General features: G+C 42.4%; 22 protein-coding genes. 18 read left to right on the plus strand and 4 right to left on the minus strand.

The features are described 5' to 3' along the window. Positions 1–91 precede the first annotated feature (91 nt). The gene (locus PHU20_RS07375) at positions 92–1537 is read left to right on the plus strand and encodes an SLC13 family permease (protein WP_274825173.1); all 1446 of its coding nucleotides are present in this window, start codon (positions 92–94) and stop codon (positions 1535–1537) included. A gap of 618 nt (positions 1538–2155) precedes the next feature. Beyond that, positions 2156–2545, plus strand: coding sequence for a response regulator (locus PHU20_RS07380; protein ID WP_274824712.1), 390 nt, complete (start codon positions 2156–2158; stop codon positions 2543–2545). A 341-nt stretch (positions 2546–2886) separates the two neighbouring features. Here PHU20_RS07380 and PHU20_RS07385 read toward each other — a convergent pair whose 3' ends face one another. From PHU20_RS07385 to PHU20_RS07395, 3 genes are read right to left on the minus strand one after another with little or no spacing between them, the layout of a single operon-like run. Then, positions 2887–6021, minus strand: coding sequence for an efflux RND transporter permease subunit (locus tag PHU20_RS07385; protein ID WP_274824713.1), 3135 nt, complete (start codon positions 6019–6021; stop codon positions 2887–2889). Positions 6022–6026: 5 nt separating this feature from the next. After that, on the minus strand, positions 6027–7235 hold the full coding sequence (locus PHU20_RS07390; RefSeq protein ID WP_274824714.1) for an efflux RND transporter periplasmic adaptor subunit: 1209 nt from the start codon (positions 7233–7235) through the stop codon (positions 6027–6029). Positions 7236–7251: 16 nt separating this feature from the next. Continuing rightward, complete coding sequence (locus PHU20_RS07395; RefSeq protein ID WP_274824715.1) at positions 7252–8550, minus strand: efflux transporter outer membrane subunit; 1299 nt, start codon at positions 8548–8550, stop codon at positions 7252–7254. A gap of 750 nt (positions 8551–9300) precedes the next feature. On the opposite strand from PHU20_RS07395, the gene PHU20_RS07400 reads away from it, so the two are divergent. The 8 genes from PHU20_RS07400 (at position 9301) to PHU20_RS07435 (ending at position 16191) form a co-directional block, all read left to right on the plus strand. Continuing rightward, positions 9301–10560 (plus strand): phage integrase SAM-like domain-containing protein, encoded by a 1260-nt coding sequence (locus PHU20_RS07400; protein WP_274824716.1) that lies wholly within the window; start codon positions 9301–9303, stop codon positions 10558–10560. A gap of 150 nt (positions 10561–10710) precedes the next feature. Continuing rightward, the gene (locus tag PHU20_RS07405) at positions 10711–10974 is read left to right on the plus strand and encodes a hypothetical protein (protein ID WP_274824717.1); all 264 of its coding nucleotides are present in this window, start codon (positions 10711–10713) and stop codon (positions 10972–10974) included. A 169-nt stretch (positions 10975–11143) separates the two neighbouring features. Further along, positions 11144–11896 carry a helix-turn-helix transcriptional regulator gene (locus PHU20_RS07410; protein ID WP_274824718.1) on the plus strand — a complete coding sequence of 251 codons (753 nt, stop codon included), beginning with the start codon at positions 11144–11146 and terminating at the stop codon, positions 11894–11896. Then, on the plus strand, positions 11893–12168 hold the full coding sequence (locus tag PHU20_RS07415; RefSeq protein WP_274824719.1) for a helix-turn-helix domain-containing protein: 276 nt from the start codon (positions 11893–11895) through the stop codon (positions 12166–12168). Before PHU20_RS07410 ends, PHU20_RS07415 begins: the two co-directional genes overlap by 4 nt. Further along, positions 12165–13730 (plus strand): DNA primase family protein, encoded by a 1566-nt coding sequence (locus tag PHU20_RS07420; protein WP_274824720.1) that lies wholly within the window; start codon positions 12165–12167, stop codon positions 13728–13730. The genes PHU20_RS07415 and PHU20_RS07420 overlap by 4 nt, the downstream gene beginning before the upstream one ends. Beyond that, entirely contained in the window at positions 13717–14811 is a 1095-nt protein-coding gene (locus tag PHU20_RS07425) for a DUF6371 domain-containing protein (protein ID WP_274824721.1), read from the plus strand. The genes PHU20_RS07420 and PHU20_RS07425 overlap by 14 nt, the downstream gene beginning before the upstream one ends. Before the next feature lies 1 nt (position 14812). Next, positions 14813–15418 carry a hypothetical protein gene (locus PHU20_RS07430; protein WP_274824722.1) on the plus strand — a complete coding sequence of 202 codons (606 nt, stop codon included), beginning with the start codon at positions 14813–14815 and terminating at the stop codon, positions 15416–15418. A gap of 29 nt (positions 15419–15447) precedes the next feature. After that, a complete protein-coding gene (locus PHU20_RS07435) occupies positions 15448–16191 on the plus strand; it encodes a hypothetical protein (protein WP_274824723.1) in 744 nt (247 codons plus the stop codon). Positions 16192–17228: 1037 nt separating this feature from the next. On the opposite strand, the gene PHU20_RS07440 is transcribed toward PHU20_RS07435, so the two are convergent. Further along, positions 17229–18140 (minus strand): helix-turn-helix domain-containing protein, encoded by a 912-nt coding sequence (locus PHU20_RS07440; protein ID WP_274824724.1) that lies wholly within the window; start codon positions 18138–18140, stop codon positions 17229–17231. A gap of 230 nt (positions 18141–18370) precedes the next feature. Between PHU20_RS07440 and PHU20_RS07445 the strand changes: the two genes are divergently transcribed. From PHU20_RS07445 to PHU20_RS07480, 8 genes are all read left to right on the plus strand, one after another. Further along, positions 18371–19354, plus strand: a complete 984-nt coding sequence (locus tag PHU20_RS07445) for an aldo/keto reductase (RefSeq protein WP_274824725.1) — start codon at positions 18371–18373, stop codon at positions 19352–19354. Between the two features lie 34 nt (positions 19355–19388). Next, entirely contained in the window at positions 19389–20126 is a 738-nt protein-coding gene (locus PHU20_RS07450) for a carboxymuconolactone decarboxylase family protein (protein WP_274824726.1), read from the plus strand. A 7-nt stretch (positions 20127–20133) separates the two neighbouring features. Further along, positions 20134–21192 carry an alpha/beta hydrolase gene (locus tag PHU20_RS07455; protein ID WP_274824727.1) on the plus strand — a complete coding sequence of 353 codons (1059 nt, stop codon included), beginning with the start codon at positions 20134–20136 and terminating at the stop codon, positions 21190–21192. Further along, positions 21189–21680 (plus strand): cupin domain-containing protein, encoded by a 492-nt coding sequence (locus tag PHU20_RS07460; RefSeq protein WP_274824728.1) that lies wholly within the window; start codon positions 21189–21191, stop codon positions 21678–21680. The genes PHU20_RS07455 and PHU20_RS07460 overlap by 4 nt, the downstream gene beginning before the upstream one ends. A gap of 39 nt (positions 21681–21719) precedes the next feature. Continuing rightward, positions 21720–22814 carry an alpha/beta hydrolase gene (locus PHU20_RS07465; protein WP_274824729.1) on the plus strand — a complete coding sequence of 365 codons (1095 nt, stop codon included), beginning with the start codon at positions 21720–21722 and terminating at the stop codon, positions 22812–22814. A gap of 4 nt (positions 22815–22818) precedes the next feature. Then, complete coding sequence (locus PHU20_RS07470) at positions 22819–23250, plus strand: putative quinol monooxygenase (protein WP_274824730.1); 432 nt, start codon at positions 22819–22821, stop codon at positions 23248–23250. Positions 23251–23744: 494 nt separating this feature from the next. Continuing rightward, positions 23745–24590, plus strand: a complete 846-nt coding sequence (locus tag PHU20_RS07475; RefSeq protein WP_274824731.1) for a DUF4440 domain-containing protein — start codon at positions 23745–23747, stop codon at positions 24588–24590. A 23-nt stretch (positions 24591–24613) separates the two neighbouring features. Next, positions 24614–25060 (plus strand): nuclear transport factor 2 family protein, encoded by a 447-nt coding sequence (locus PHU20_RS07480; RefSeq protein ID WP_274824732.1) that lies wholly within the window; start codon positions 24614–24616, stop codon positions 25058–25060. Positions 25061–25067 lie beyond the last annotated feature (7 nt).

The raw sequence follows: 25067 nt of genomic DNA on the forward strand, positions 1-25067 counted from the left end.
GGTGTGGAATGAAATTGAAGCCAAGAGACCCGGGAAAGCAATGAAAGGGTCATGGGGCGACTATAAATGAATAATTATTGATTGAATGAGAATGAAAATATCGAAACGATTTTTAGGCTTGATTTCCGGGCCATTGGCCTTTTTCCTTATCCTTTTCTTTTTTCACCCTGAAGGGTTGAGTGATCAGGCAAATGCCGTTTTGGCTTCAGTGGCATGGATTGCCATTTGGTGGGTTACCGAGGCAATATCCATTATGGTTACGGCCTTAATGCCCATAGTACTTTTCCCTTTGACCGGAGGTTTGGCACTAAGTGCCACCACGGCATCCTACGGTCACAAATACATTTATTTATATATCGGTGGGTTTATTCTCGCCATTGCCATTGAAAAATGGAACCTGCATAAAAGAATAGCCCTTTCGATAATCAAGATCGTAGGTACGAATATCAATAGTATCATCCTTGGGTTCATGATAGCCACGGCATTATTGTCGATGTGGATTTCAAATACGGCTGCCGCCGTAATGATATTGCCCATGGCCATGGCCATAGTTACCCAGTTACGGGATAACCCGAATACCATTGAAAACGAGAACACCATTTTTGGAAAAGCATTGATGTTGGCCATTGCCTATAGTGCTTCGATCGGAGGAATTGCCACATTGATAGGTACCCCGACCAACTTGGTGTTGGCCGGTGTCGTCCAGACTACTTTCGGTAAGGATATTACCTTTTCCCAATGGTTTGTCTTTGGGTTTCCGATTGCCGTGATTTTATTGTTCATCTGTTGGAAATACCTGACGGTTTACGCATTCAAATTCAAACAAAAGGCCTTCCCCGGAGGGCGTGCGGAAATCGATGCCCAATTAAAGGCCTTGGGTAAAATGTCTTATGAGGAAAAAGCCGTCCTAGTGGTTTTCTTTTTTGCGGCCTTGGCATGGATTTCACGTTCCTTTTTGCTCCAAAAAATAATTCCGTCACTTGATGATACGATCATAAGTATTATTGCAGCGGTCGTTTTGTTCATAATACCTTCAAGTAAAAAAAGGGTAAAGTTGATTTCTTGGGAAGATGCGGTCAAGCTCCCTTGGGGAGTGGTCCTATTATTTGGAGGCGGTTTGGCATTGGCATCAGGTTTTGAAAGTAGCGGACTTGCTTTGTGGATCGGAGGTAAATTGATTGCCTTGAAGACAGTGCCTTTTATTTTCCTTTTGATCATACTCATCGCAACGGTCAATTTTTTAACAGAGATGACCTCAAATATCGCTACAACGGCCATGTTGTTGCCCGTACTCATATCTTTGGCCCCGGTATTGGGTGTCCATCCGTATTACTTGATGATCGGTGCCACGGTAGCCGCGTCTTGTGCATTTATGTTACCGGTGGCCACCCCTGCCAATGCCGTGGTTTTTGGATCGGGGTATCTTAAAATAAGCGATATGGTCAATAAGGGAATTTGGATGAACCTGATTTCCATTGTCATTTTGACCGCTTTTGTGTATTTCCTTCTTCCCTTGGTGTGGGATCTTGAAATGTAAATATACTATCCTATTGGACGAATAATGGGGGTTGTATGACGGGGTTATGCAGGATTCCCCCTACTACCGGTATGGTTCTCTGGGTGGTGGCCCTAATGCGATAGAAGGTATCGACGGCACGATATCCCAAGGTATGCTGTGGATATGCCTTTTTGCGGAAAAGGGTAACAATTAGGTGCATTGATGGGCTACAGTTAGGGTCATGCTTCGTTTTTCCATGTCTTTTTAAGGCGGTAATAACACTGTGTGCCCGTGCTATTAATCCAATTTTTTATGGGGTAGTCAGGTTCTGGATGTCACCAAGGTCGATTTCTTCGCCCTAGCAACCACCATTATTCGGCACAAGTTTTTAATTGTGAAGGCATTAAAAGATGAAAACCTTGGAATTGTTAAGGTTGGTGTTATTTTTAATGGGTGTTATTTTCTTACATTTGTTGAAAAAATACAACATACGAAAAAGACTACTTTTTAAAAAATAAGGACTAACCAAAATAGGATACACCAAATCTCCGGTATTATTTCCGCAGCGGATATGGGTTTTGTACTACTTCACGCATATCCTATAAATACATATCAATAGATTTCTGGGTGCCTTTTAGATTTTTGATAGCAATGAAGATGGATACAGTGTGTATTATTGATGATGATCCGATTTATGTATACGGGACCAAAATATTATTGAATTATAACCGTAATTTTTGTTCGAATATCGTGGTATATGAAGATGGGCACGAGGCTTTGGTGAATTTAACCTCCATGGTCAAATCGGGAAGTACGTTTCCCGAGGTGATTTTTTTAGATCTAAATATGCCCATAATGGATGGATGGGAGTTTTTGGATGAATTTATCAAATTACCTTTTAAGACCAAACCCATCGTTTATGTGGTCAGTTCCACGATTGCCGAATGGGAAATAGAAAAAGCCAAGAGTTATGACATCGTGAAGGATTTTATATCGAAGCCGCTGTCGTTTGCCGTACTTGAGGATCTTTTTCAAAACAAGTATTGATCGATTGTTCCAGAAATTTCTTTAGCGGTTACGAAGGTAGGAATATGCGTAGGTGATGACGTGGTATTTCGCTATAGGTACATTTACGTAAATACCTTTAAACATTGCGATCAGGATATTCATCGTGGGGTCCCATACATTCAAGCGCTGGTAATCAAAACTTTATTTATTTTATGTTGGGCCTTATCGGAATGGCATTATCCCTTTCATGATCTAAGACCTAGTTGAGTGAAAGCCAATGATTTATATTTTTGATTTTCCGGTTTATCCAGAGGTGGTTCCCATTTAATTTTAGGCATTGCTTACTTGTCGGCTATAGCGGTATTTTTCGGGGCTTTGGTCTAAGAGACATCGACTTGTCTTACCGTTCTTCCCTTTAGTAACATAAGTCGAATATCCTCTAACATCAAGTACAAACAAGGTACGATCACTAAGATGATCGTCGTGGCAAAAACGATTCCGAACCCCAAGGAAATGGCCATGGGGATCAAGTAGAAAGCCTGACTTGAAGTTTCCAGTATTATGGGGGCCAGGCCGCCAAAAGTGGTCATTGTCGTTAATATGATGGGCCTAAAACGGCGCAGGCCGGCCTCATGGATCGATTCGTAAATGGAGTTGCCTTCTTTTCTTTGTTTATTGGCATAATCGATCATGATCAATGAATCGTTGACCACGACCCCGGAGAGGGCAATTACGCCCATCAAACTGACCAAGGAGAGGTCATATCCCAGTAATATATGACCAATGACGGCTCCTACAATACCAAACGGAATGGCGGTCATAACGATCAAGGGCTGTGTATAACTTGAAAAAGCGACGGCCAATAGGGCATAGATCAATAACATGGCGATCGTAAAACCTGCCTTTAGGGTATTGGTACTTTCCCGCATATCGGCCTGGCTCCCTTCAAAGGTCCATGTGATTCCCGGAAAATCGGCACGCAACTGTGGCAAGGTCTCACTTTGTACCGAAGCGATTACGCGACCGACCGAATTGGCGGGCTCTACGTCCATACCTACATTCACGACCCTTCGGCCATCCCTACGGTTGATGCTGGTAAAGGCTTCCCGTTGTTCTATTTCGACCACATCCATCAACGGAACTTCGACCCCACTGGGCGTTTGTATCAAGAAATTTTCCAGGTTTTTGATGTCCTTCCGTTCTTCCAGGGGCAATTTTACGCGTACTTCGATTTCGTTCATGCCCCGTAATTGGCGTAACGCCAGGGCCCCAAAAAATCCGTCGCGCACCTGTCGGCCCACATCATCCGAGGTAAGCCCTAGATTCCTGCCATGGGGTAGCAATTTAAAATCGTACTGCATTTTGCCCTTATTATAATTGTCGGTAACATCACGTGTGTTTGAGAAACCTTTCATGCGTTCCACAAAAGCTGCACTGGCCCGTTCAAGTACATTGATATCCGAATGGCTTAGGTCGATACTAATGGCTTGCCTAGCCCCACCGGGGCCCCGTTCGGCTTCGAAGGTAATTTGGTCCACACCTTCAATATCACCGATATTATCACGCCATAGTGCAATTACTTCCCCTGCCGTAATGTCCCTTTGATCGGGCGGTAACATCACGATTTCCACATCGATGAAATTTTGCCCTCTAACATTCGTCTTGATACCTTCGGCCACTTCATACAGATTGTGTTCCTCGAACATTCGCTGAGTGGCATCCGAAATGGCATGGGCCACCTTAGCGGCTTGATCGGGAGTCGTACCCACGGGCAATCGCACCCCAGCTTCTATTTCATCGGCAGCGACTTCCGGCATCATGATCATTCCCATATGGCCACTATACCCGTATCCGCCAACAATTACCAAGAGGCTGATGGCGGCACTAAGGGTGATGTATCGATATTGCAAACATATGTCGAGAAATGGACGGTATTTATTTTCGATAAACCGGTCGAAAGCCCTTGCGAAAGCGCGTTGATAGCCTTCCAATTTTAGGATCACTTGATTCTTGGTGCTTTCTTTTTTGAGATGTCCCAAATGGGAAGGAAGGATAAAGAGGGCCTCGAACAGGGATACGGCCAAAATGACAATGACCACGGCAGGCAGCGGTTGCCAGAATTTTCCGGTTTCCCCCGGCATAAATAGAAGGGGGACAAAGGCGATAATGGTGGTGACAATGCTGAAAACAACGGGTTTGGAAACATCTTTCGTTCCTGCGATGGCGGCCTCCATGGGACTAAGGCCTTTTTGGCGATATTCATATACATTTTCACCCACGACGATCGCATCATCGACCACGATGCCCAAGACGACTAAAAAGCCGAACATGGAAATCATATTGACACTGATCCCAATTAGGGGCAATAAGATCATTCCCCCGATAAAGGAAACCGTCATTCCCATCATGACCCAAAAGGCAAGGCGGTACTCCAAGTACAGTGTCAGTATCAGGAGTACGATGATAATGGCGAGCAATCCGTTTTCGGTAAGTAAGGATAGACGTTCGCGATAGTCTTCCGCACGGTTGCTATCGGTTCGGAATTTTACCCCGGGGGGCAGTTGAAAGTCCTTTAGGATGGTTTCTACGGCATCGGCAATTTCCAGAGGCGATTGATCGCCAATGCGGAAAATACGCAGTTCTACATAATTCTGCTGGTTGAATTGTCCGTGAAAACCGGTTTCTTCAAAGCCATCGGTTATCGTGGCAATATCCTTTAAGGCCACACTGGCCCCTGAATCGGAAGAGACAATGGTAATATTTCCATACTCCTCGGCCCATTGTTTGCGCTCTTGCATACGTAGGAGGATCTCCCCACTTTGGGTCTGTACCGCCCCGGCAGGAACATCATTACTGCTCTGCCTGATAATATCGGCCACTTGCCCGAGTGTCAGGCCATACTTTTGTAAATTAATACGGGGTATTTCAATTCGGGTCTCATAATCGGGTACATTGCCCAATTCCACTTGGGTGATCTTCGGGTTGTTCAAGAGGATGGTACGCAGGCGTTCGGCAAGCTGTCGCAGTGTCCAAATATCGGTACTTCCGTAAAGTCCAATTTGGAGCACATCCCTTTGTCGGGACTGCAGGCTCACTTCCGGTCGTTCGATATCATCGGGAAACGTACGGATTCTATTGATGGCCTGATCGATATCCTGAAAAGCCTTCATCCGCTCCGAGCCGGCAACCAATTCAATACTGATCTGACCGGACCCTTCATTGGCCTCCGAAACGATTTCCTTGATACCTTGCACCCCGCGCACGGCTTCTTCGACCGGCTGTAATACCCCTTGTTCCACTTCGGCAGGGGAGGCACCCGGATAGGCCACGGAAACTTCAACGAAATCGAGTTGAAACTCAGGAAACACCTCTTTTTGAATAGTGAACATGGTATATAGACCACCCCCCAAAAGCACGAGCATCAAAAGGTTCGTGGCGATTGAATTTCGTGCCATATACCCTATCACGCCTTCTTTTCTAGGTGTTTTCCCCTCGTTTTTATTGCCTTCGGCCATAACCATTATTCTATTTGTTCCTTTTCACTGGTTGAGGTACGGGTACGCAATCCGATACCATTGGTCACGGTGCTTAAATCCGTGATAACGACTTTCTCCCCATGGGTTAGCCCCTTACGTATATAAGCATATTCGTCATCATTCAGAACTATATCGACCTCACGGATTTCCAGTTTTCCATCCTTCATGATCCAAACGGTTTCATTGCTTCTTACATAATCCCGTTTAAGGCGCACTACATCCGATATGGAATCGGCCTTTATTTTGACTTCCACAAAAGTGCCTATCATCAATTTTGGCCAACCTTTCATATTTTCATTTTTCGCTAAGGGGTCAGCAACCTTTACCAATACTTGCGCTAGTCTGGTTTGGGCATCGAGGGCACCTATTTGTTTATCGAGGAATCCTTCGCGGTATTCCCCGGGGGTCCATGCGGTTTGATTTTCTATACGTACCGGAGAGCCTTTTTCGGCATCATCATCAGGAAAACCCAACCATTGTAATTTTGATACGGGCACCGTGGCAACGACCCAATAGAAGTCGGTTCCGACAATACGGCCTAAGTCATCACCTGGGGACACTTGAGATCCTTGGGTCACGTTTTGGTTCAATATATGGGCATCAAAGGGGGCCCTGATAGTCGTGCGCTCAAGATTGAGCCTTGCCTGTTCTACCGAGGCCTTGGCGGCATTGATATTAGCCTTAACCGCATTCAACTGGGGTTTCCTAAGGACCAATTGGCGCTCTTCCTCAGATAGGGGGTTATCCCCAAAGAGGGAATCATCGGCAATCAGTGCCAAGTCTTGTTGTGCTATCTGTTGCCGCCCCATTTCTGTATCGAGTGTTGTTTGGGATTGTAGCAACGCGCTTTTTCGCAATTCGAGGGTATTGCGGTAGTCGGCCGGATCGATTTGTAATAACATTTCGTTTTTCTTTACAAATCCACCAGGGACGAATGCGGCTGACCTACGGATTACTTGTCCTGCTACCAACGGACTTAAGGTAACATCCTCTACCGGACGTACCGTTCCGGTTGCTACGATAACCGGCTCAAAGGTACCTTGGGTTGCCGGAAGGACATCGACCAACATGGCGGTCTCTACCGATGCGCCTTCCCTTTCGGCCTCGGGTTCGGTGGAAAAAATGAGGGTCGTCAAAACAATGCCGACCAACAGAATGCCCAAACAAATAAACAGTATTTTTTTGTTGCTCATATACGTGGTATTTCGTTCAATTTTCCAAAGTTCGGCCTGTATCGAATCCTCCGGCCAATGCCCGGTATAAGCCAATGCGAATGGCTATTCGTTGCGCCTGGGCGGCCACTTGGTCCCTGCGCAATTGTTGCTCTTGATCCAAACCTAGGAGTACATCGAGATACGGACTGAAACCGTTCAAAAATTCGATGCGCAATTGCTTGTTGCTTTTTGTGGCAAGCTCTAGTTGCCGTTCAATATTTTCCAGTCTTCGCTGTTGCATGCGATCTTGGACCAGACCGTCTTCCACCTCTTGAAAGGCTGTTAGCGTTACTTGTCCGTATTCGTAAAGACGTTGGTTTTTTAGGGCCTCGGTCCTATCGACCTCCGCATTCAGTTGTCTGCCATAGAACAAAGGGGTCAATAAACTACCGGTCAATGAATAGGCCCAATTATCGAAAAGATTGTCAAAATTATTGGATCTCAATTGTCCTCTGGTCGAAAGGGAGAGGCTTGGGTATTTGGTACGCACTGCAGATGCCATATCCCGATCGGCAGCGAGAAGCAGGGCATAGGATTGTTGGATATCCGGTCTTCGTCGAATGAGTTCCAAGGGAAGTCCGGCTTGTGGCGGTTCGGGAAGGGCAGGTAGGTCTTTTTTTTCCAATGCAATGGTTTCCTGGGGTTGTCTACCTAACAGTACGGCCAATTGATGCTCCAAAAGGCGAACGTTGCTGCCAATGAGAAGGTGTTGCTCTTTGGTACTCTCCAACAGTTGTGCCTGTCGAAGGATGTCGACTGCCCTTATTTGCCCCCCCACAAAACGCGACCGTATTAATTTGATGATATCCTCATTTGTGGTGATCTGATTCTCCGTGATTCTCAATTGCTTTTTAGCGGCCAGTAGTCGGTAATAGGTGGTCGCGATTTCGGCGGAAATGGATATGGCCGCAGCACGGTAATCGTAAAGACTGGCCTCTGCCCTGAATTTTTCGGCCTGTACGGCGGTTTTTACCCGGCCCCAAAGATCAACCTCGTAGTTTGCCGATAAACCAAGCTGGGTATTTTCTCCTCCGGCAAAATCGGGTTCGGGAAAATTCCGGGCCGTTTGTGCAGACGCTTCCATTTGGGGCCATTTGTCCGAAGTTTCCCTGGTTACCGTCGCCTTGGCCGCCAAAAAACTTTGCCAGGTCGCTGCCAGATCAAAGTTGGATGCCAAAGCGCTATCGATCAATCGGTTCAGGTTTTCATCTTCAAAAGCGGTCCACCATCGATCCTCTAAAACCACTTCTCCGGCATAAGAGAACTCCTGTATATCCTCAATGGGCAGTGCCATGTTTGAAAATTTCGGAGAACATCCGAGTAGTAGGATACAGATAAATAGCGGTGAGGGTCTTGAAAACTTGAACGAATATTTCTCAGGTCTAAAAAGCATGCTTTTTAAATTGTAAAGTTTTTAGTGCAACTAATTGATTGGTTATCAAATCGATGTCTTTAAATTAATGTTTTTAAATAATTAATTAGTGAAGAAAATCTTAATTATCAATAAGAATATCGATTTTGGAGTGATTTATTTATAAAAAGATGGATTTATGAAACTATATTATGAGAATTGTGAAATGCTGATTTTATATCCCGGGATGGGATTTTTGGGTTGAATAAGGGAGGGCTTCGTACGATGCGTGTGGGTTGTTATAATAATGGTCGTAATGGGGTATGGACCAGTTGCGCTTAATCGTGCGTATAATAGATGTCCTATGTACATTTTTTAGTTAAGGCACGAGCTGGTGCGCTGGCCTTCGACTCCCGTAGGCGCAATGAAACCGACCTTAGGAGGTATTACGAATACCGATAAAAATTCAATATAACTAAGTAATGAGTAAAAAAGCCACCAGAAGGTGGCTTTTAAAGTGGAGCCGGAGGGAATCACCAAATAAAAAACCTCAATATCTTCAAATTACCGTAAATACTCTCATAGCCCTTTAAATACAATACTTTTTGATTAATTGAAATACTCAAAGGTATTGAATAGTTTTGAATAAAATTGTATATCTTTGTATTCTACCGTACAAAAATAATACAAAAAATGGCCTCAATCAATTTTCTTTACCGTTCCACAAAGCCGGAATCTTATCTTAATTTGAGATTACTTTTTAGGATCCATTCGGATGGAATAAAGGATCATGTAATCGGAGCTAAAACAAAATTGAAAGTTTCAAAAGAATATTGGGTCAAGCAACACAATAAGAAATCAAAGGATATTGACATTATTAATAGACAAAAGGAGGTCAAGTCTGAATTAATGAAGATTGAGAGCTTTATCCTTGAGGAGTTTGAAAAAGAAAATCCTAGTCTAGTCAATAAGAAATGGCTTCAATCCAAACTTGAATTGTATTATAATCCTAAGGGTCAAAAGAGGTTCCCTAAGGATTTGGTAAGTTATATTGACTTTTATATTGAAGATCGTAAAAACGATATTTCAAAAGCCTCTGAAAAAAAGTTTAAAGTTGTTCAAAACAAAATGGAACGGTTTCAAATTGAAAGAGGCTCTACCTTATTAATAGCGGAAATAGGAGGCGATTTTAAAAATGAATTTCAAGATTACTATTTAAAGGAAAAGTACTCTCAAAATACTATGAATAGGGAATTGAAATTTATAAAAACCTTCTGCCGTCATGCTCGTTACCATGGTTTGGAGGTTCATTTCCAACTTGAAGATATGAACCTCAAAAAAGAAACTATCAAAAGTCCTTACCTATCCTTTGAAGAGATTACTCAAATTGAAAAAGCAGAACTTGAAACTGAATATCAAGAAAATGCTAGGGATTGGTTGATTATATCCTGTTTCACAGGTCAAAGGGTTTCAGACTTCTTAAGATTTGAATCCAATATGATAAGGGTTGAAGATGGTAAACAGCTTTTAGAGTTCAAACAACAAAAGACAGGGAAACTGATGACTATCCCGGTCCATTCAAAAGTAAAGGCCATACTTGAAAAGAGAGGCGGCGAGTTCCCTAGAAAAATATCCGATCAACGATACAATGAATATATCAAAGAGGTTTGTAAACTGGCCGGTATAAACGAAATGGTAACCGGAAGAAAGAAAGTTAATATCAATCCAAATAAAAAGGAACGAGCCAAATACAGGGTCATTGAAGCTGAATATCCTAAATGGGATTTGGTTTCAAGTCATATCGGACGGCGCTCCTTCTGTACTAATCACTACGGTAAAATACCTACTAGTCATTTGATGTATATTTCCGGCCATAGCACCGAAGCCTTATTTCTAGAATATATAGGTAAATCAAGCAAGGATCTTGCTCTTGAATTGGCTAATTACTTTTAAGCAAAAAAATAAAGTTATGTTTTGGGCATCATTTTCTACATTTCCTACATGGTCCAATCAATTGAGCAAAAAAATAAAGTTATGTTTTGGGCATCATTTTCTACATTTCCTACATGGCTCTAAAATTAAATCACAGTAAATCAATACATTATGAAAAACAACAAATATACCCAACTACTAGAAAAGCTTCAACTTGAAAACCTTGACCATTCAATGAAATTTTTAAGCAGATACCAAAAAGAGGTACAAGAAATTGAATTGCTGCAAGGAAGACAAAGGGCCGTCAGGGTTCAGGAACTCAAAGCAATGTTCTTTGATGAGATCCTTGAAACCTCGGCCATTTACCGAGCGGTCCCAAAAGAATACAAAGGCTTATTCAAATCTGAATTTATTTCAATACTTACTATGGAATAACCCTTGACCCTACGTTAAAAACACAAGCCCCGGCCAAATGGTCGGGGCTTTTTATTCTTGGTTGAAAACGTTAGAAAACTCATAGCACCCTAACAAGCACTTACCCCTAAGTTTGCTCCTGTAAATAGTTGCAGGCACCGCAACGGTTAACCATTTAAGAAATTAGACAATGAAAAAACTTAAAGAGCTTGACAAGAATATTTTGATTGTCCACTACGACCGGGAAAGCTTCGGGGAGCTAACCGATGTTGTGTATTGTATTTACACTTACGACGGCCAAAAAGACGAATACAGATCTTTTGAGTCGGACAACCTCAATTATACCGAATCGGATGCAATTCTGTCTTTCAAATGGGCGGTCGAGAGGGCCAAAAGGGACGGCAAGACTATTGTCCAGTGGAACCAAAACCGCCCGGAGTATGGTCCACAGCACTTGAACAATAGGTATTTACACCTGACAGGAAACCGATTAGATCTTGATTACGGTAAGGATCAAATCAATTTAGCCGGGTTGCTTTTCGATGTTTACGGGGACAAATACATCTCACACCCTAGACTGGATAACCTCGTGGCCCTAAATGAATTTGATATCCAAATTGAAGGGCCTAAACAACTATACGCGAGACTGGCGCAAATCGTAAAAATATATTGGGCCGCCAAGGACGATACTCTAAAAACAAATATCGGTTTGGTGGATGCCCTCGAGCAAAAACAGGAAGTTATCGATCGTTTGAAGGCAGAATTGAAACTTTTAAAAACCAATGAGAAGATCCTGACCCGCGCCGAGGTTTTAGAAATGCTTGATATAAGCGATCGGACTCTTAGCTACTGGACAGCCAATTTTGAAATACCATTTATAAGGATCGGGCGTCGCTTGTACTTTTTGAAATCTCAAATCCTTGAAAAACTTAACGAGCAATGAAAAAAACCATATTCACCCAAATAGATTTTGAGGAGCTAACCAAGGGCATTGCCGACGCCTTGGCGGATCGTTTCGGGTCAAATCCAAAGCCGGAAAGCGAAGAACCTGAGGAGGAACTTCTTACCCGGGAGGAGGCCGCTAAATTCTTGAAAATAGATCAATCCACCCTTTGGCACTGGACCAATAAAGGCCGGGTTACGGCCTATGCGATCGGATCAAGGAGGTATTACAAAAAAACGGAATTACTAACTAGTTTAAAACCGCTAAAATGAACCAAAACTTACTGACAGAGACAGAACAAATTAAAGCCCCGGCCAAGAAGGTCATGACCGGGGAGGATATCCTAGAGGAGCTGGGCAATAGTATTGAGGCGCTAGACTTCCTTCTGCTGGCTTTTCCCGAGAGCAGATTGACCATTGAAAAAATGGAGGAGTTAAGGCCCCGGGTAACTAACCCCGACGGGACACTTAACGAGGACAACGCCGAAGATCTAAAGGAATACCAAAAACTACAAAAGCAATTGGCGGGGTACAAGTTAACCCGCAACCATTACCTAGTTTTAGTTGTGGACCAACTCCTAAAGATTGCCGAGGCCAATGACTGGGGTTTATGTAAAAAGAACGGCTTTATTTATGTATATAACGGTTCCTTTTGGAATGAAATAAGCAAAGAAGCCTTCCAATATTTCCTTGGGAATGTAGCCTTAAAAATGGGGGTCGAGAAATTCAAAGCGAAGATCTTCGGATTTAAGGACGATCTACATAAACAATTCATGTCGGAGGCTTATCTTCCGACCCCGCCCGAGGACAATAACAAGGTATTGATCAACTTGCAAAACGGCACCTTCGAGATTGGCCCGGATGGAAAGCAATTGAGGGAATTTAAGAGAGAGGACTTTGTTACTTATCAACTCCCATTTGACTACGACCCACAGGCCAAGGCGCGATTGTTCCAAAAGTATCTAGACGAGGTTATCCCGGACAAAGGCAAGCAGAATATTTTAGCCGAATACGCCGGGTATATATTCACGAAAACCGAGGTTTTAAAACTCGAGAAAATGTTGATCCTTTACGGGTCCGGCGCCAATGGTAAGAGCGTATTCTTTGAAATTATCAACGCCTTATTAGGTTCTGAAAACGTCTCAAATTACAGCCTCCAAAGCTTGACCGATGAAAAGGGTTACCACAGAGCGAAGATTGCGAATAAGCTTGTTAACTACGCTAGCGAGATTAACGGCAAATTGGAGGTCGATATTTTTAAGCAAATGGCCAGCGGGGAACCCATTGACGCCCGCCTTCCTTATGGTGAGCCTTTCATTATAAAGGATTATGCTAAATTGATCTTCAATAGCAATGATCTACCTAAGGATGTGGAACATTCGAACGCTTTTTTTAGGCGCTTCTTGATTATAGCCTTTGACGAAACCATCCCGGAGCATAAACAGGACCGGGACCTAGCAAATAAGATCATAGCTCGTGAACTTTCCGGCGTATTCAATTGGGTATTGGCTGGCCTAGACCGAATCCTAAAGAATAGATCGTTCTCAAAATGTAAGGCGGTCGATAATGCCCGGGCATTATATGAAAAGGCCTCCGATAGTGTAAAGATGTTCATTGACGATTATAAATACAGGCCAGCGATCGACGATTATATCCCAATTAGCCAGCTTTACCCGGAGTACCGGAATTATTGCTTAGGCGACGGGTTCAGAGCTGTGAACAAATCCAACTTCATTAAGAGGTTGAACCATCATAAGATTTTCACGAAACGAATGACCGTGGGAAACGTGGCTATGGTTAGCCGTAAAAAAACCGAGGACGATGAGCAATTTTAAGTATAAATTGGACCCCGGCCCAGCAAAGCACTTTTGCCCGAATTGTGGTAAGCGGCGCTTGGTTCGGTATATTGATAGAACCACCGGGGAATATGTAGAGGACGCTGGCCTTGGCCGTTGCGATCGTGAGAGTGCTTGCGGTTATCATAAAGCGCCAAGCCTAGGCAAAAAATGCTATTTGGTCGAATGTATGGCCATACGTTCGATTAGTGAAAAGGCCTATAAGATAACTGATAAACTTGGGGTCTTTGCCTTGGTTCCAAAATCCCAAGTATTGGAGCGCCTTGGCTCCGGCCATTGCTATATTACTGAATGGTTCTTAGAACAAACCCGCCTTTTTTATAATAAGAGCGATGTCAAATATTTTAGCCAAAAAGGCAAAGCAGTCGAAATGTTTAAGCCTTTAAAGCCTGCCATTGAAAAGAAGCCCAGCTTCCATAGTTTGGAATTGGTCCAAGACTATTTCCTAGATCAACGAAATAAGGACAACCTTACTATTTTTCTTGAATCCAAGTTCCCAAAGGGCAGGGTCGAAACGGTTTGCCGGGAGTATCTTCTTTCGGTTACAAATTCATATTGGCCAGCCTCAACCGTATTTTGGCAAATTGACGAGGCCGAGAGGGTACACGCTGGCAAGATTATGAACTATGATCCAATAACGGGCAAGCGGATCAAAGAGCCATTCCCCCGGATAAATTGGATCCATAACGCTATAAAGGCCAAAGATTTCAAATTGAACCAATGTTTATTTGGCCAGCATTTACTTGCTACGGATTACGACTCGACAATCGGAATTGTAGAGAGCGAAAAAACAGCCCTCATCATGGCAATTTTGGAGCCTTCAATCCTATGGCTGGCAACAGGAAGTAAGCAGAATTTAAAGCCTTCAATGTTGAAACCCCTTAAAAATAGGGACGTGGTTCTATTTCCCGATAAAAGCGAGTTTCAAACGTGGAAAGAAAAGGCCCAAGGCATGGGCGAGGTCGGTATGACTTCAATTGCCGTTTCAACTAAATTGGAAAACAATAACGATCTGCCCGAAGGCGCTGATCTTGCAGATCTATACCTAAAGACTTTATAATATGGGACAGAAATCGAGACTACCTATAATTATCGACGAAGCGCCCCAGCTTAGGGCGGCTTTCCTGAACAAGTGCGGCTTTTTTAAAGAGGGCCATATTACCGGGGGATCCTTCGAGCTGGCCTTGAATGATGGAAATATCCTAAAGGTTCGGATCGTGGCCATATTTACAAACGGCGAATCAAAAGTCATACTTCAATATGATTGGGCCGGGCAGTCCGTTAGGGAGCAAATAGAATTGACCTCCCGCCGGTGCAATTTGGCGACCGGAGGCAATATTTATGGTTTTGTCTGCCCATATTCCGGGAAACGGGCGAGAAAGCTAATTTTTGTGCATGGTCGGTTCATGCATTTGGAATTGGTGCCGGGTGGCTTGTATAGATCACAAACGAGGTCACACAAATGGCGGGATATGGACCGCCGATATAAGTCTTATTTGGAAATGGATGAGATCCTTGCGGAACTGAAAAAACCACACTTCAAAAAATCCCATTTAGGTAAGCCAACGAAAAGATACCTCCGATTGCTTGAACGATTGCAAGAAGCTCGGGCGGTGGACCCCAACGAGGTTTTGCAAGCTGTCAAAGCATGGGGCAAAAGAAAATAAAGTAATTATTAATTCTAAACTAAATAAACATGAGTACAGTAAGCAGTATTGACAAAGCGAACAAAGAGCGCGAAAAAGCAAGGCACGCAAAAGCAAAGGAGGTTGTAAAGGCCTTAACCGCCAGCCTGCCGGAACCCGACTTTAATCCTAATTGGGATCAAGGGCCATTAAAAAATGCCATTGCCGAGGCGGCTTTTGATTCGGCCCTGGAAAATAGTGTAGTTTTTGAAATGGTCGACGAGCATAATCTTAAAGCCCATTACCAGGGCGGCGGTATCAAAATTCAACTGGCCGATCTTGAAGATGTGGCAAAAACCCTTTTTGATTGGTCCGGGGTTGCACACCGCATAGAGAACCCCGGTGCCGCTACCCTTTATCACATGATTTCATTGAAGGCCATGTTCTATAAAATGGAAAAAGGTAAACAAAAGAACTCCGCTACCTACTTAAAGGAGATGACCGCGAAGGTTATCGAAGGCGGTTTGACCATGGAGGAAGGTGCCAGCCGGGACGAACATAAAGAGCAATTTGTTCTATACTTGGTAAATGTCGCCGAGGAGCTGGGTATTCAATTTTTCCGGGATAAGAAACGCAACCTTCTTTTGAATTGTAGTGATGTGAAATTCGGGTTGAAACCTTTGGGGGAAAAAGAAGCCTTGCCCTATTTTAAGGATATGGTCGAAAACGGCCCCATGGGCGGGCGGTTGATCGGGTCCAAAGCGCCCGGACAGATTTTGGGAATGTTCACGGCCAAAATGCCATTGGTCAAATAATACTCTCTGTCATGTTTGGTTTGCCCCTTGCGCCGTTCTTAATGGTGTGAGGGGTTTTTGGTATTTATATAGTCTACTGATTTAGTAGGGTAATCAATCCCTTAAGGCTATTCGGCCCGAAAAGGTGCTTCGGGACCTATTCGCCCGGGCGGGACCCCGCGCCGGGGCCGTGGATGGACCGGGGGAGGGGGTCTAAATCTCAAATCATGTAGGAAATGCACGAAATGATGCCCGAAACATAACTTTATTTTTTTGCTCAATTGATCGGACCATGTAGGAAATGCACGAAATGATGCCCAAAACATAACTTTATTTTTTTTGCTAAGTTGATCGGACCATGTAGGAAATGTAGAAAATGATGCTCAAAACATAACTTTTATTTTTTTGCTCAATCGCAGAAATAGCCTTTAAATTCTATTACAGTACATTAATCGTACAAAACTAAAAACAAAAAAATCCTAAATAGCTATTAATAAGTCATTTAGGATTTTTTGTGGTGGAGCCGGAGGGTCTAGAACCTATCTCTGAAAACGCCTGTGTACAGGGCTTTTGGTAGTTTTTATTTTTTATACTCACCGAATAGGTGACTTTTTAATAACTCAACCAGATTTTTTACTGTAAATAATTAAAAACTGAGGCCAGATTTGCTTCTGCCCCAAGTAAACTAATAGTGCATTTTGGTACTAAAAAGTATAAGAGTTGACAGTAATTAATTATGATATCTACCATTCATAAACTTTTTATTTTAAAGGAAAATGGAGTAATTAATTAAACTGCGCTTAAAGAGATTACTCATCTCTGCCTAGTAGAACCTACAGTTATAAGATGTTGAATTTTTAAAAACAGTTTGAGTTCCGTAAAAGGTCAAATAACGAAACTAGTAAAAGAGACCACGAACAGGACAGCCTCTAAAAAGGTATTTTATATTTTAGAAATGGTACTGGAAAACGGCAATTTTAAAGAATTGTAGTTTTGAAAATGAGTTTGAAAATAAAAAGAACCCTATTCTCTATCCTATTTCCTTTTTAACTGAAGAATCAGTTCAAATTTCGAAATTCACTAGGCGAGTGCCCTACCCTTTGTTTAAAGAGCCTTGTGAAATGTTGTGGATATTTAAACCCTAATTCATATGCTATCTCACTTAAAGATTTTGATGGATCAAATACGCGTTCCTTAGCAACTTCTATCAGCTTGTTCTGGATGTACTCTTGGGCCGATTTTCCAGTTTCCTTTTTCACCAAATCTCCAAAATAGTTGGGCGAAAGGTGCAAGCGATCCGCAAAGTAACCCACAGTTGGAGTTCCATGCTTTTGTGGTTTATCGGATGAAAAGTACTGGCTCAACAAAACATCGAATCTCTCCAAAGAACCTATATTTTCTACCTCTCGTGTAATGAATTGTCTATCATAAAAACGAGTGCAATAATCCAAAAAGAGTTCAATGTTGGCTACGATCAACTTTTTACTATGCTTGTCCAAGTTTTGTTCCAACTCAAACTGTATTTTTTCAAGTAGACTTAGAATTACCTTCCGTTCTTTAGCCGAAAGGTGTAGCGCTTCATTGCTTGAATAGGAGAAAAAACTATAGCTATGTAATTTTTTGCCCAATTCCGTACCTATCAATAAATCAGGATGGAACAGTATTGCATACCCCTTGGGTACATAATCAGGGTCAAAACCACTTAATTCAATAGTTTGGCCGGGAGCCATAAATACAAGGGTTCCCTCATCATAATCATAGGGTTTACCCCCGTATCGCATTTTACATCCCTTGGCATCCTTCAAGAAAACAGCATAGCAATTATAATGAAAGGCATCATAGTTTTTGTTTTCGTAGCCTTCTTTGTTTACGTTCTCAAAATCAACGATACCCACCAAAGGGTGCAACACCTCTTGTTTTCTCAAATTAAGGTAATCTCCAACGGTATCTATGTGCAGTACATTTTTCATTGACCTCTAATTTTTGTTAAAGATAAGCCATTGATTACCAGTAATTCAAACGGTTATTATAAAATCCGTAATAGTGGTAGGTATAACCGTAATTTGGGTAAGTCTTTTTGGTTTTTGGCCCACTACTTTTGTATCAAACCAATAATAGGGAACAAGATTTCGGCCACTATCTTTATCCGTAAAGTTTAAAACATGATGAACTGATTGGGATAATCTTTAAAAAATAAAAAATGAAAACAAGAATATTAGGAAAGAATCTGAAAGTATCGGAAATCGGCCTCGGTTGTATGGGGATGAGTTTTGGATATGGCCCTGCGAAGGACGAAAAGGAAATGATTCTGTTGATCCGTAAAGCAGTTGAAATGGGGGTAACCTTTTTTGATACCGCCGAAGTGTACGGACCCTACTTTAATGAACAATTGGTAGGAAAGGCTTTAAATCCTTTTAAGAACCAAGTACAAATAGCGACAAAATTTGGTTTTGGTTATCAAGATGGAAAAGTGACGGGCTTGGATAGTAGTCCTGACACTATTCGGAATATGGTGGATGCTTCCTTACAACGTTTACAGGTAGATACTATAGATTTATTGTATCAGCATCGTGTGGATCCAAAGGTTCCCATTGAGGAGGTTGCGGGTACAGTTAAGGATTTAATAGCTGAGGGAAAAGTACACCATTTTGGACTTTCCGAAGCAGGTGTCGAAGTAATCAAAAGAGCACATTCGGAGCAACCGGTTACTGCCTTGCAGAGCGAATATTCATTGTTTTGGCGAGAGCCGGAAGAAGAAATCATGCCCGTATTGGAAGCATTGGGTATCGGTTTTGTACCTTTTAGTCCCTTGGGGAAAGGATTTTTGACAGGCAAAATAGATAGGAATGCCAGTTTTTCCGATAATGATTTTAGAAGTACCGTGCCTCGATTTTCCAAAGAGAACCTGAGGGATAATTTTGTTTTGGTAGATTTGGTTACAGCTTTTGCCAAGGAAAAAGAGGCCACTCCGGCACAAGTGGCCTTGGCTTGGATCCTTTATCAAAAACCATGGATCGTACCCATTCCCGGTACTACAAAGTCTTCAAGGCTGGAAGAAAATTTAGGGGCGACCGGTATTACTTTTACAGATGGGGAAATGCAACAAATTACAGAGGCCACCTCAAAGATTGATTTGTTGGGTGAACGCTATTCCGAAGCGAACCAGAAAATGATAAACCGCTAGTAAGTAGCGAAAAATTAAAAATAATAGTAATAGGATGAAACAGCTTATAACAATTGGTATCGCCATAGTGACTACTGCGTTTCTTGGTGTTACAAATCATGTGAATGCCCAATTCAAGGATAATACAACCGTGAATTTGGATGCTAAGCAACAATCGATCATTACCATCGCATCGCTGACCGCAAAAGGCGACCTGCAAACTTTGGAATCCGCTTTAACGGAAGGTCTGGATGCCGGATTGACAGTAAGCGAAATCAAGGAAGTTATGGTGCATCTATATGCCTATTGTGGATTTCCAAGGAGCCTGCGTGGTTTACGGACTTTTATCAAAGTTTTGGACGAACGCAAGGCCGAAGGAGTTGAAGATCAGCTAGGAGCGGAAGCTACTCCAATAGAAGATAATCGTACAAAATACGAACGGGGAAAAGTTAATTTGGAAACCTTGCTACACGCCAAATTGGATGGCCCGCCTGCCGATTATGCCCAATTCGCCCCAATCATCGAAGTCTTTTTGAAGGAGCATCTGTTTGCGGATATTTTTGATCGGGACATTTTGGATTATCAGCAAAGGGAACTGGTCACGGTTTCCGTTCTGGCAACGATCGGCGGTGTGGAACCCATGTTGCGTTCGCATATGAACATCTGTTTAATACAGGGCATCACGCCAACTCAATTACAGGAATTAGTGGATGTGGTGGGAAAAAATATAGATCATGAAAAAATCGATTCGGCCAAAAAAGTATTGAACGAATTATTGGAATCTAAAAAGTAGTAAGGAAATGAAATATATAGGATTATTCATTTTAATGAGTATGTTATCAATACATCAGTCGATTAGGGCACAAAGCGAAAAAAACCCTTTTGGATTGGTATATGAGGGAGCAATTACGGAGAATGTGGATGGAAAAGTCAACATACATCCTGTTACCTACAAACTGAACGGAATCGATATTGCGGCCAATGTTTATACACCAGCCAATTATGACCGGACAAATAAATATCCGGCAATAACAATTGCACATCCTAACGGAGGGATAAAGGAACAGACAGCAGGCCTATATGCACAGCATTTGGCAGAGGCCGGTTATATTACCATTACGGCAGATGCTGCTTATCAGGGTGCAAGTGGGGGCCAGCCGCGCCATACGGACAAACCCCAATTTCGTACCGAAGATATCCGAGGAATGGCCGATTTTATTTCACAGTATCCTGGGGTCGATAGAGAACGTTTAGGTGCTTTGGGCATTTGTGGCGGCGGAGGCTATACGTTGAAAGCGGTTCAATCGGATAAACGGTTTAAATCGGTGGCAACCCTGAGTATGTTCAATACAGGAATTGTACGAAAAAATGGCTTTTTGAATTCGCAGATTTCGACCATTCAAGAAAGGCTAAAGCAAGCTTCAAAGGCAAGAGCACAGGAGGCTGGAGGCGGCGAAATCGTTTATTCCGGTGTAGACGGTATTACCGACGAAGAACTAGCAAAAGTTTCAACGCTTTTTTATCGTCAAGGCTATGAATATTATTTTAGGACCCACGCCCACCCCAATTCGACTTTTCTTTACACCACAAGCAGTTTAATGGATTTAATGGCCTGGGATGCTACCGACGATATTGACCTCATAGACCAACCTTTATTAATGATTGCTGGCAGCAATGCCCAAACATTATATTTGACAATGGATGCTTTTCCGATAGCGACCAATTCGAAAAGCAAGGAATTGTTCCTTATCGAAGGTGCTACCCATATAGAAACCTATTGGAAGCCAGAATATGTGAATCAAGCAGTAAATAAATTAGTGGACTTTTACCAAAACCATCTTTCAACTACAGACCTATGAACAGAAAAAATCTTTTAGCGATTATATTGATGGGAACGTTTATATTTTCCTGCAAGCAAGCAGCCGAGAAAAATCAAACCGTCGATTTGAGTTCCCAACAAGAATTGATTTTTCCGAAAGGGGATAAGGTAACGAACAACAATTTCATTGGCGATGTTTGGGTACATATGCAAGTGATGGCGGATAGTGTGAACCAAAATTCAGTGGGAACGGTAACCTTTGATCCCGGGGCTAGGTCCAACTGGCATTCACATCCCAACGGACAGATAATTATGTCTTTAGATGGCGAAGGCTATTATCAGGAAAAGGGTAGTGAGAAAAGAATACTACGAAAAGGCGATGTGGTCAAATGCCCTGCAAACACACCACATTGGCACGGTGCAAGCGCAGAAAAACCGTTCATACAAATCGCTATAACAAGCAGAGTTGACGGTCCAACGGAATGGCTAGATCCTGTGACCGAAGAACAATATTTAAATGGAAATTAAGAAGTACCTCTATACTTTCAAATTAATAAAATCTTAGTGATGAAAAATATCAAGACAACATTGTTATTGCTTTTAATGGTTCAATTATTGGTAAATGATGCTTATGCTCAAAAGCAACCCGTTACCCTTGTAGAGCAAGGCAGCTTTGCAGTTGGTGGAAGCATTAAATCTAGCCCCGGTACTTTTGACCCAATTACCCATGGGGCATTCAACCCTTCCAATCAGGCTACCGAAGGACAAACCTTGCATGGAGACCATGCCACTGTTTTTTATCAAATTCCTGATAGTGCAAAAAAATTACCCTTGGTTTTTTGGCATGGGTATGGACAGAGCATGCGTACTTGGCAAACGACCCCAGATGGCAGGGAGGGGTTTCAAACGCTATTTTTAAGGCGTAATTTTCCCATATACCTTATTGACCAGCCCCGTAGAGGATTATCAGGAAGGAGCACGGAACCTACTACGATTTCAGCAGCCACGGATGATCAGTTGTGGTTTGGGATATTCAGATTGGGGACGGGAAGCACATTTTATCCAGATGTTCAGTTTTCTGATGATCCAGGGGCTTTGAACCAGTTCTTTAGGCAAATTACCCCGGATACTGGACCATTGAACATCAACCTTAACATAGAGGCGGTTTCCACTCTGTTCGATAAGATTGGACCAGGTGTTTTGGTTACCCATTCCCATAGTGGCGGCCAAGGTTGGTTGACGGCCTTAAAAAATAGGAACATCAAGGGCATTGCATCCTATGAACCCGGTAGTAATTTTGTCTTTCCGGAAGGGGAAGTCCCTGAGACCATTCCCTATGTGGGAGGAGCATTAAGTGCGAGAAGCGTACCCATGACAGCGTTTAAACGATTGACGGAAATACCCATTATTATTTATTATGGGGATTATATACCCAACGAACCTGTGGAGCATCCTGGCCAGGAACAATGGCGTGCAGCCTTGCAAATGGCAAAGCTTTGGACGGCCACGGTGAACAAGCATGGGGGTGATGCCACATTGGTACACCTTCCAGAAAAGGGCCTAAAGGGAAATACCCATTTTCCAATGTCCGACCTGAACAATGAAAAGGTGGCCGTATTGTTAGCGGAATGGCTAAAGGAAAAAGGATTGGATAAAAAATGATACTATGCTGACTAAAAAATTGGGGCTGTTATTGGTATTACTGCATCTGTCTTTAATTGGTTTGGGGCAAAGCGATGATGCCCTAAAGGCGGATACTGATCAAGGAAAAATGATGGTTCGCATTGCGGAACTTGAAATTGGGACGGACTATCTGGATGAATATTTAGAGATACTGAAAGAGGAATCGGAAGCATCACTTATGCTGGAGCCCGGGGTAATCTGTATTTACCCCATGTTTCAAAAGGAAAATCCTACACAGATACGACTTTTGGAAATTTATGCCAATAAGGAAGCTTACGAATCACATTTGAAAACACCTCATTTTCAAAAGTATAAAACAACCACAGCAGAAATGGTAAAAGATTTAAAACTGATTGATATGGAAGCTATTGATCCTGAATCGATGTCGATGGTTTTTAAAAAATACAAGTTCTAGTTCGAAATTGGCGAATAACTTTGGATGCTGGAAACTATTAGTTCAACATCCGATACTCCAGAGGGATATACCCCACCATTTTCTTAAAAAGTCTTTTGAAATGCTGTGGATATAAAAATCAAGGTCGCATGCAATTTTATTTAATGATTTATCAGGGGTCGGATATTTTTGTTTCGCTACCTGAATCAGGTTATCCTGAATGTTTTTCTTTCATCTAACTTCTTTCTGTTAAATCATGTTCACCATTCAGTGGGTACACCGCACCTAAATTTAAATTTGGAACAATAATCATCGACCCATATCTAATCTTTTGTGTTGGACAGAGAAGAAAACTGTTGTTCGAATTTAGTTAATGCTTTGTGAGCAAATGGTTTACACCCCTGAAATCCGTAATAATGGTAGGTAAATCCGTAATTGTGGTAAGCCTATCCTATGAATTATACCATAGCTTTGGCAAAGGTAATTTATAATCTAAATCAATTAAATAAAACAAAATGAGAGCATTATTGATAGGCTTATTTATAGGTGTGCTAAGCATATCTTCCTTTGCGCAAGAAGCTATTTTTCCGATGGGGGCAAAAGCGAAAAACATACACCATACCGGTGATATTTGGCTTACGCATGTTGTAGATGCTGATGAAACTTTTAAACATAACGTAGCCCAAGCGGTTTCAGCACCTGGAGCATTTCTCAATTGGCATTTACATCCAGACGGCCAACAATTGTTGATCACTAACGGAGTTGGTTTTTATCAGGAAAAAGGCAAGGAAGTACAAGTGATGCGCGCTGGTGATGTAATCAAATGCCTTCCCAACATAGAACATTGGCATGGTGCCACTCCTAAAAGTGCAGTAACCTATTTGGCGATAGGTGGTAGCACACCCACCAAATGGACAGACGAACTTAGTGTTGAGGATTATAACAAAATACCGCTTCCTGAAATTAACAATTCAAGTCTTGAAAATGAGATCAAGGAACTTTCCAAAGCCAAATGGAAATGGATGGCTGATAAGGATGTGGACAAGTTGGCCAATTTGTTTCATGACAAATCAAGGTTTGTACACATGAGCGGCTCCTGGAAAAAGGACAGGGAACTGGAAATCATCGAGACGGGAAGCATTTGGTATAAAAATGCCGATATACACGATGTGGTCGTGGAAACTATTGATGATAACACCGTGGTACTTTGGAATAGAATAACCCTTACGGCCCATGTCCGGGGAAATGACGTCACAACGGAATTTACCGTGACCGAATTCTATAAAAAAGAAGGCGACGATTGGAAATTATTGGACCTCACCTTTAGCAGCGTTCGTGATACTCATGAAATTGCGCATTAATACATCAGAACAAATACAATATAATGAACAAAAATATATTATTAGGCTTATTGCTTATGCTGATTACAGGACAAGTCGCCCTTGCCCAATCGACTGATTTAGAAAAGGAAATCAGGGAGCTGTCCACCCAAAAATGGCAATGGATGGCCGATAAGGATGCGGACAAATTGGAAGACCTTTTTCATGACAAGGCAAAATTTGTACACATGGGCGGTACGTGGGGGAAGGACCGCGAAGTAGACATCATTAGAGGTGGGTTTATTCACTACAAAAAGGCCGATGTCCATGAAGTCATGGTCGAAGTCTTGAATGATAATACCGTTATATTGTGGAACCAAATTACGCTGCTGGCCGTAGTCGGCAGCAATGAAGTGACCAATCCCTTCATGGTAACGGAAGTTTATGTAAAGGAGAATAACACTTGGAAATTGGCCGATCTGACCTTTAGCAAAACAATGTCTAGGGAATAACTTGAAC

It is taken from the genome of Maribacter polysaccharolyticus (genome assembly GCF_028882255.1).
Taxonomy (GTDB): domain Bacteria; phylum Bacteroidota; class Bacteroidia; order Flavobacteriales; family Flavobacteriaceae; genus Maribacter_A; species Maribacter_A polysaccharolyticus.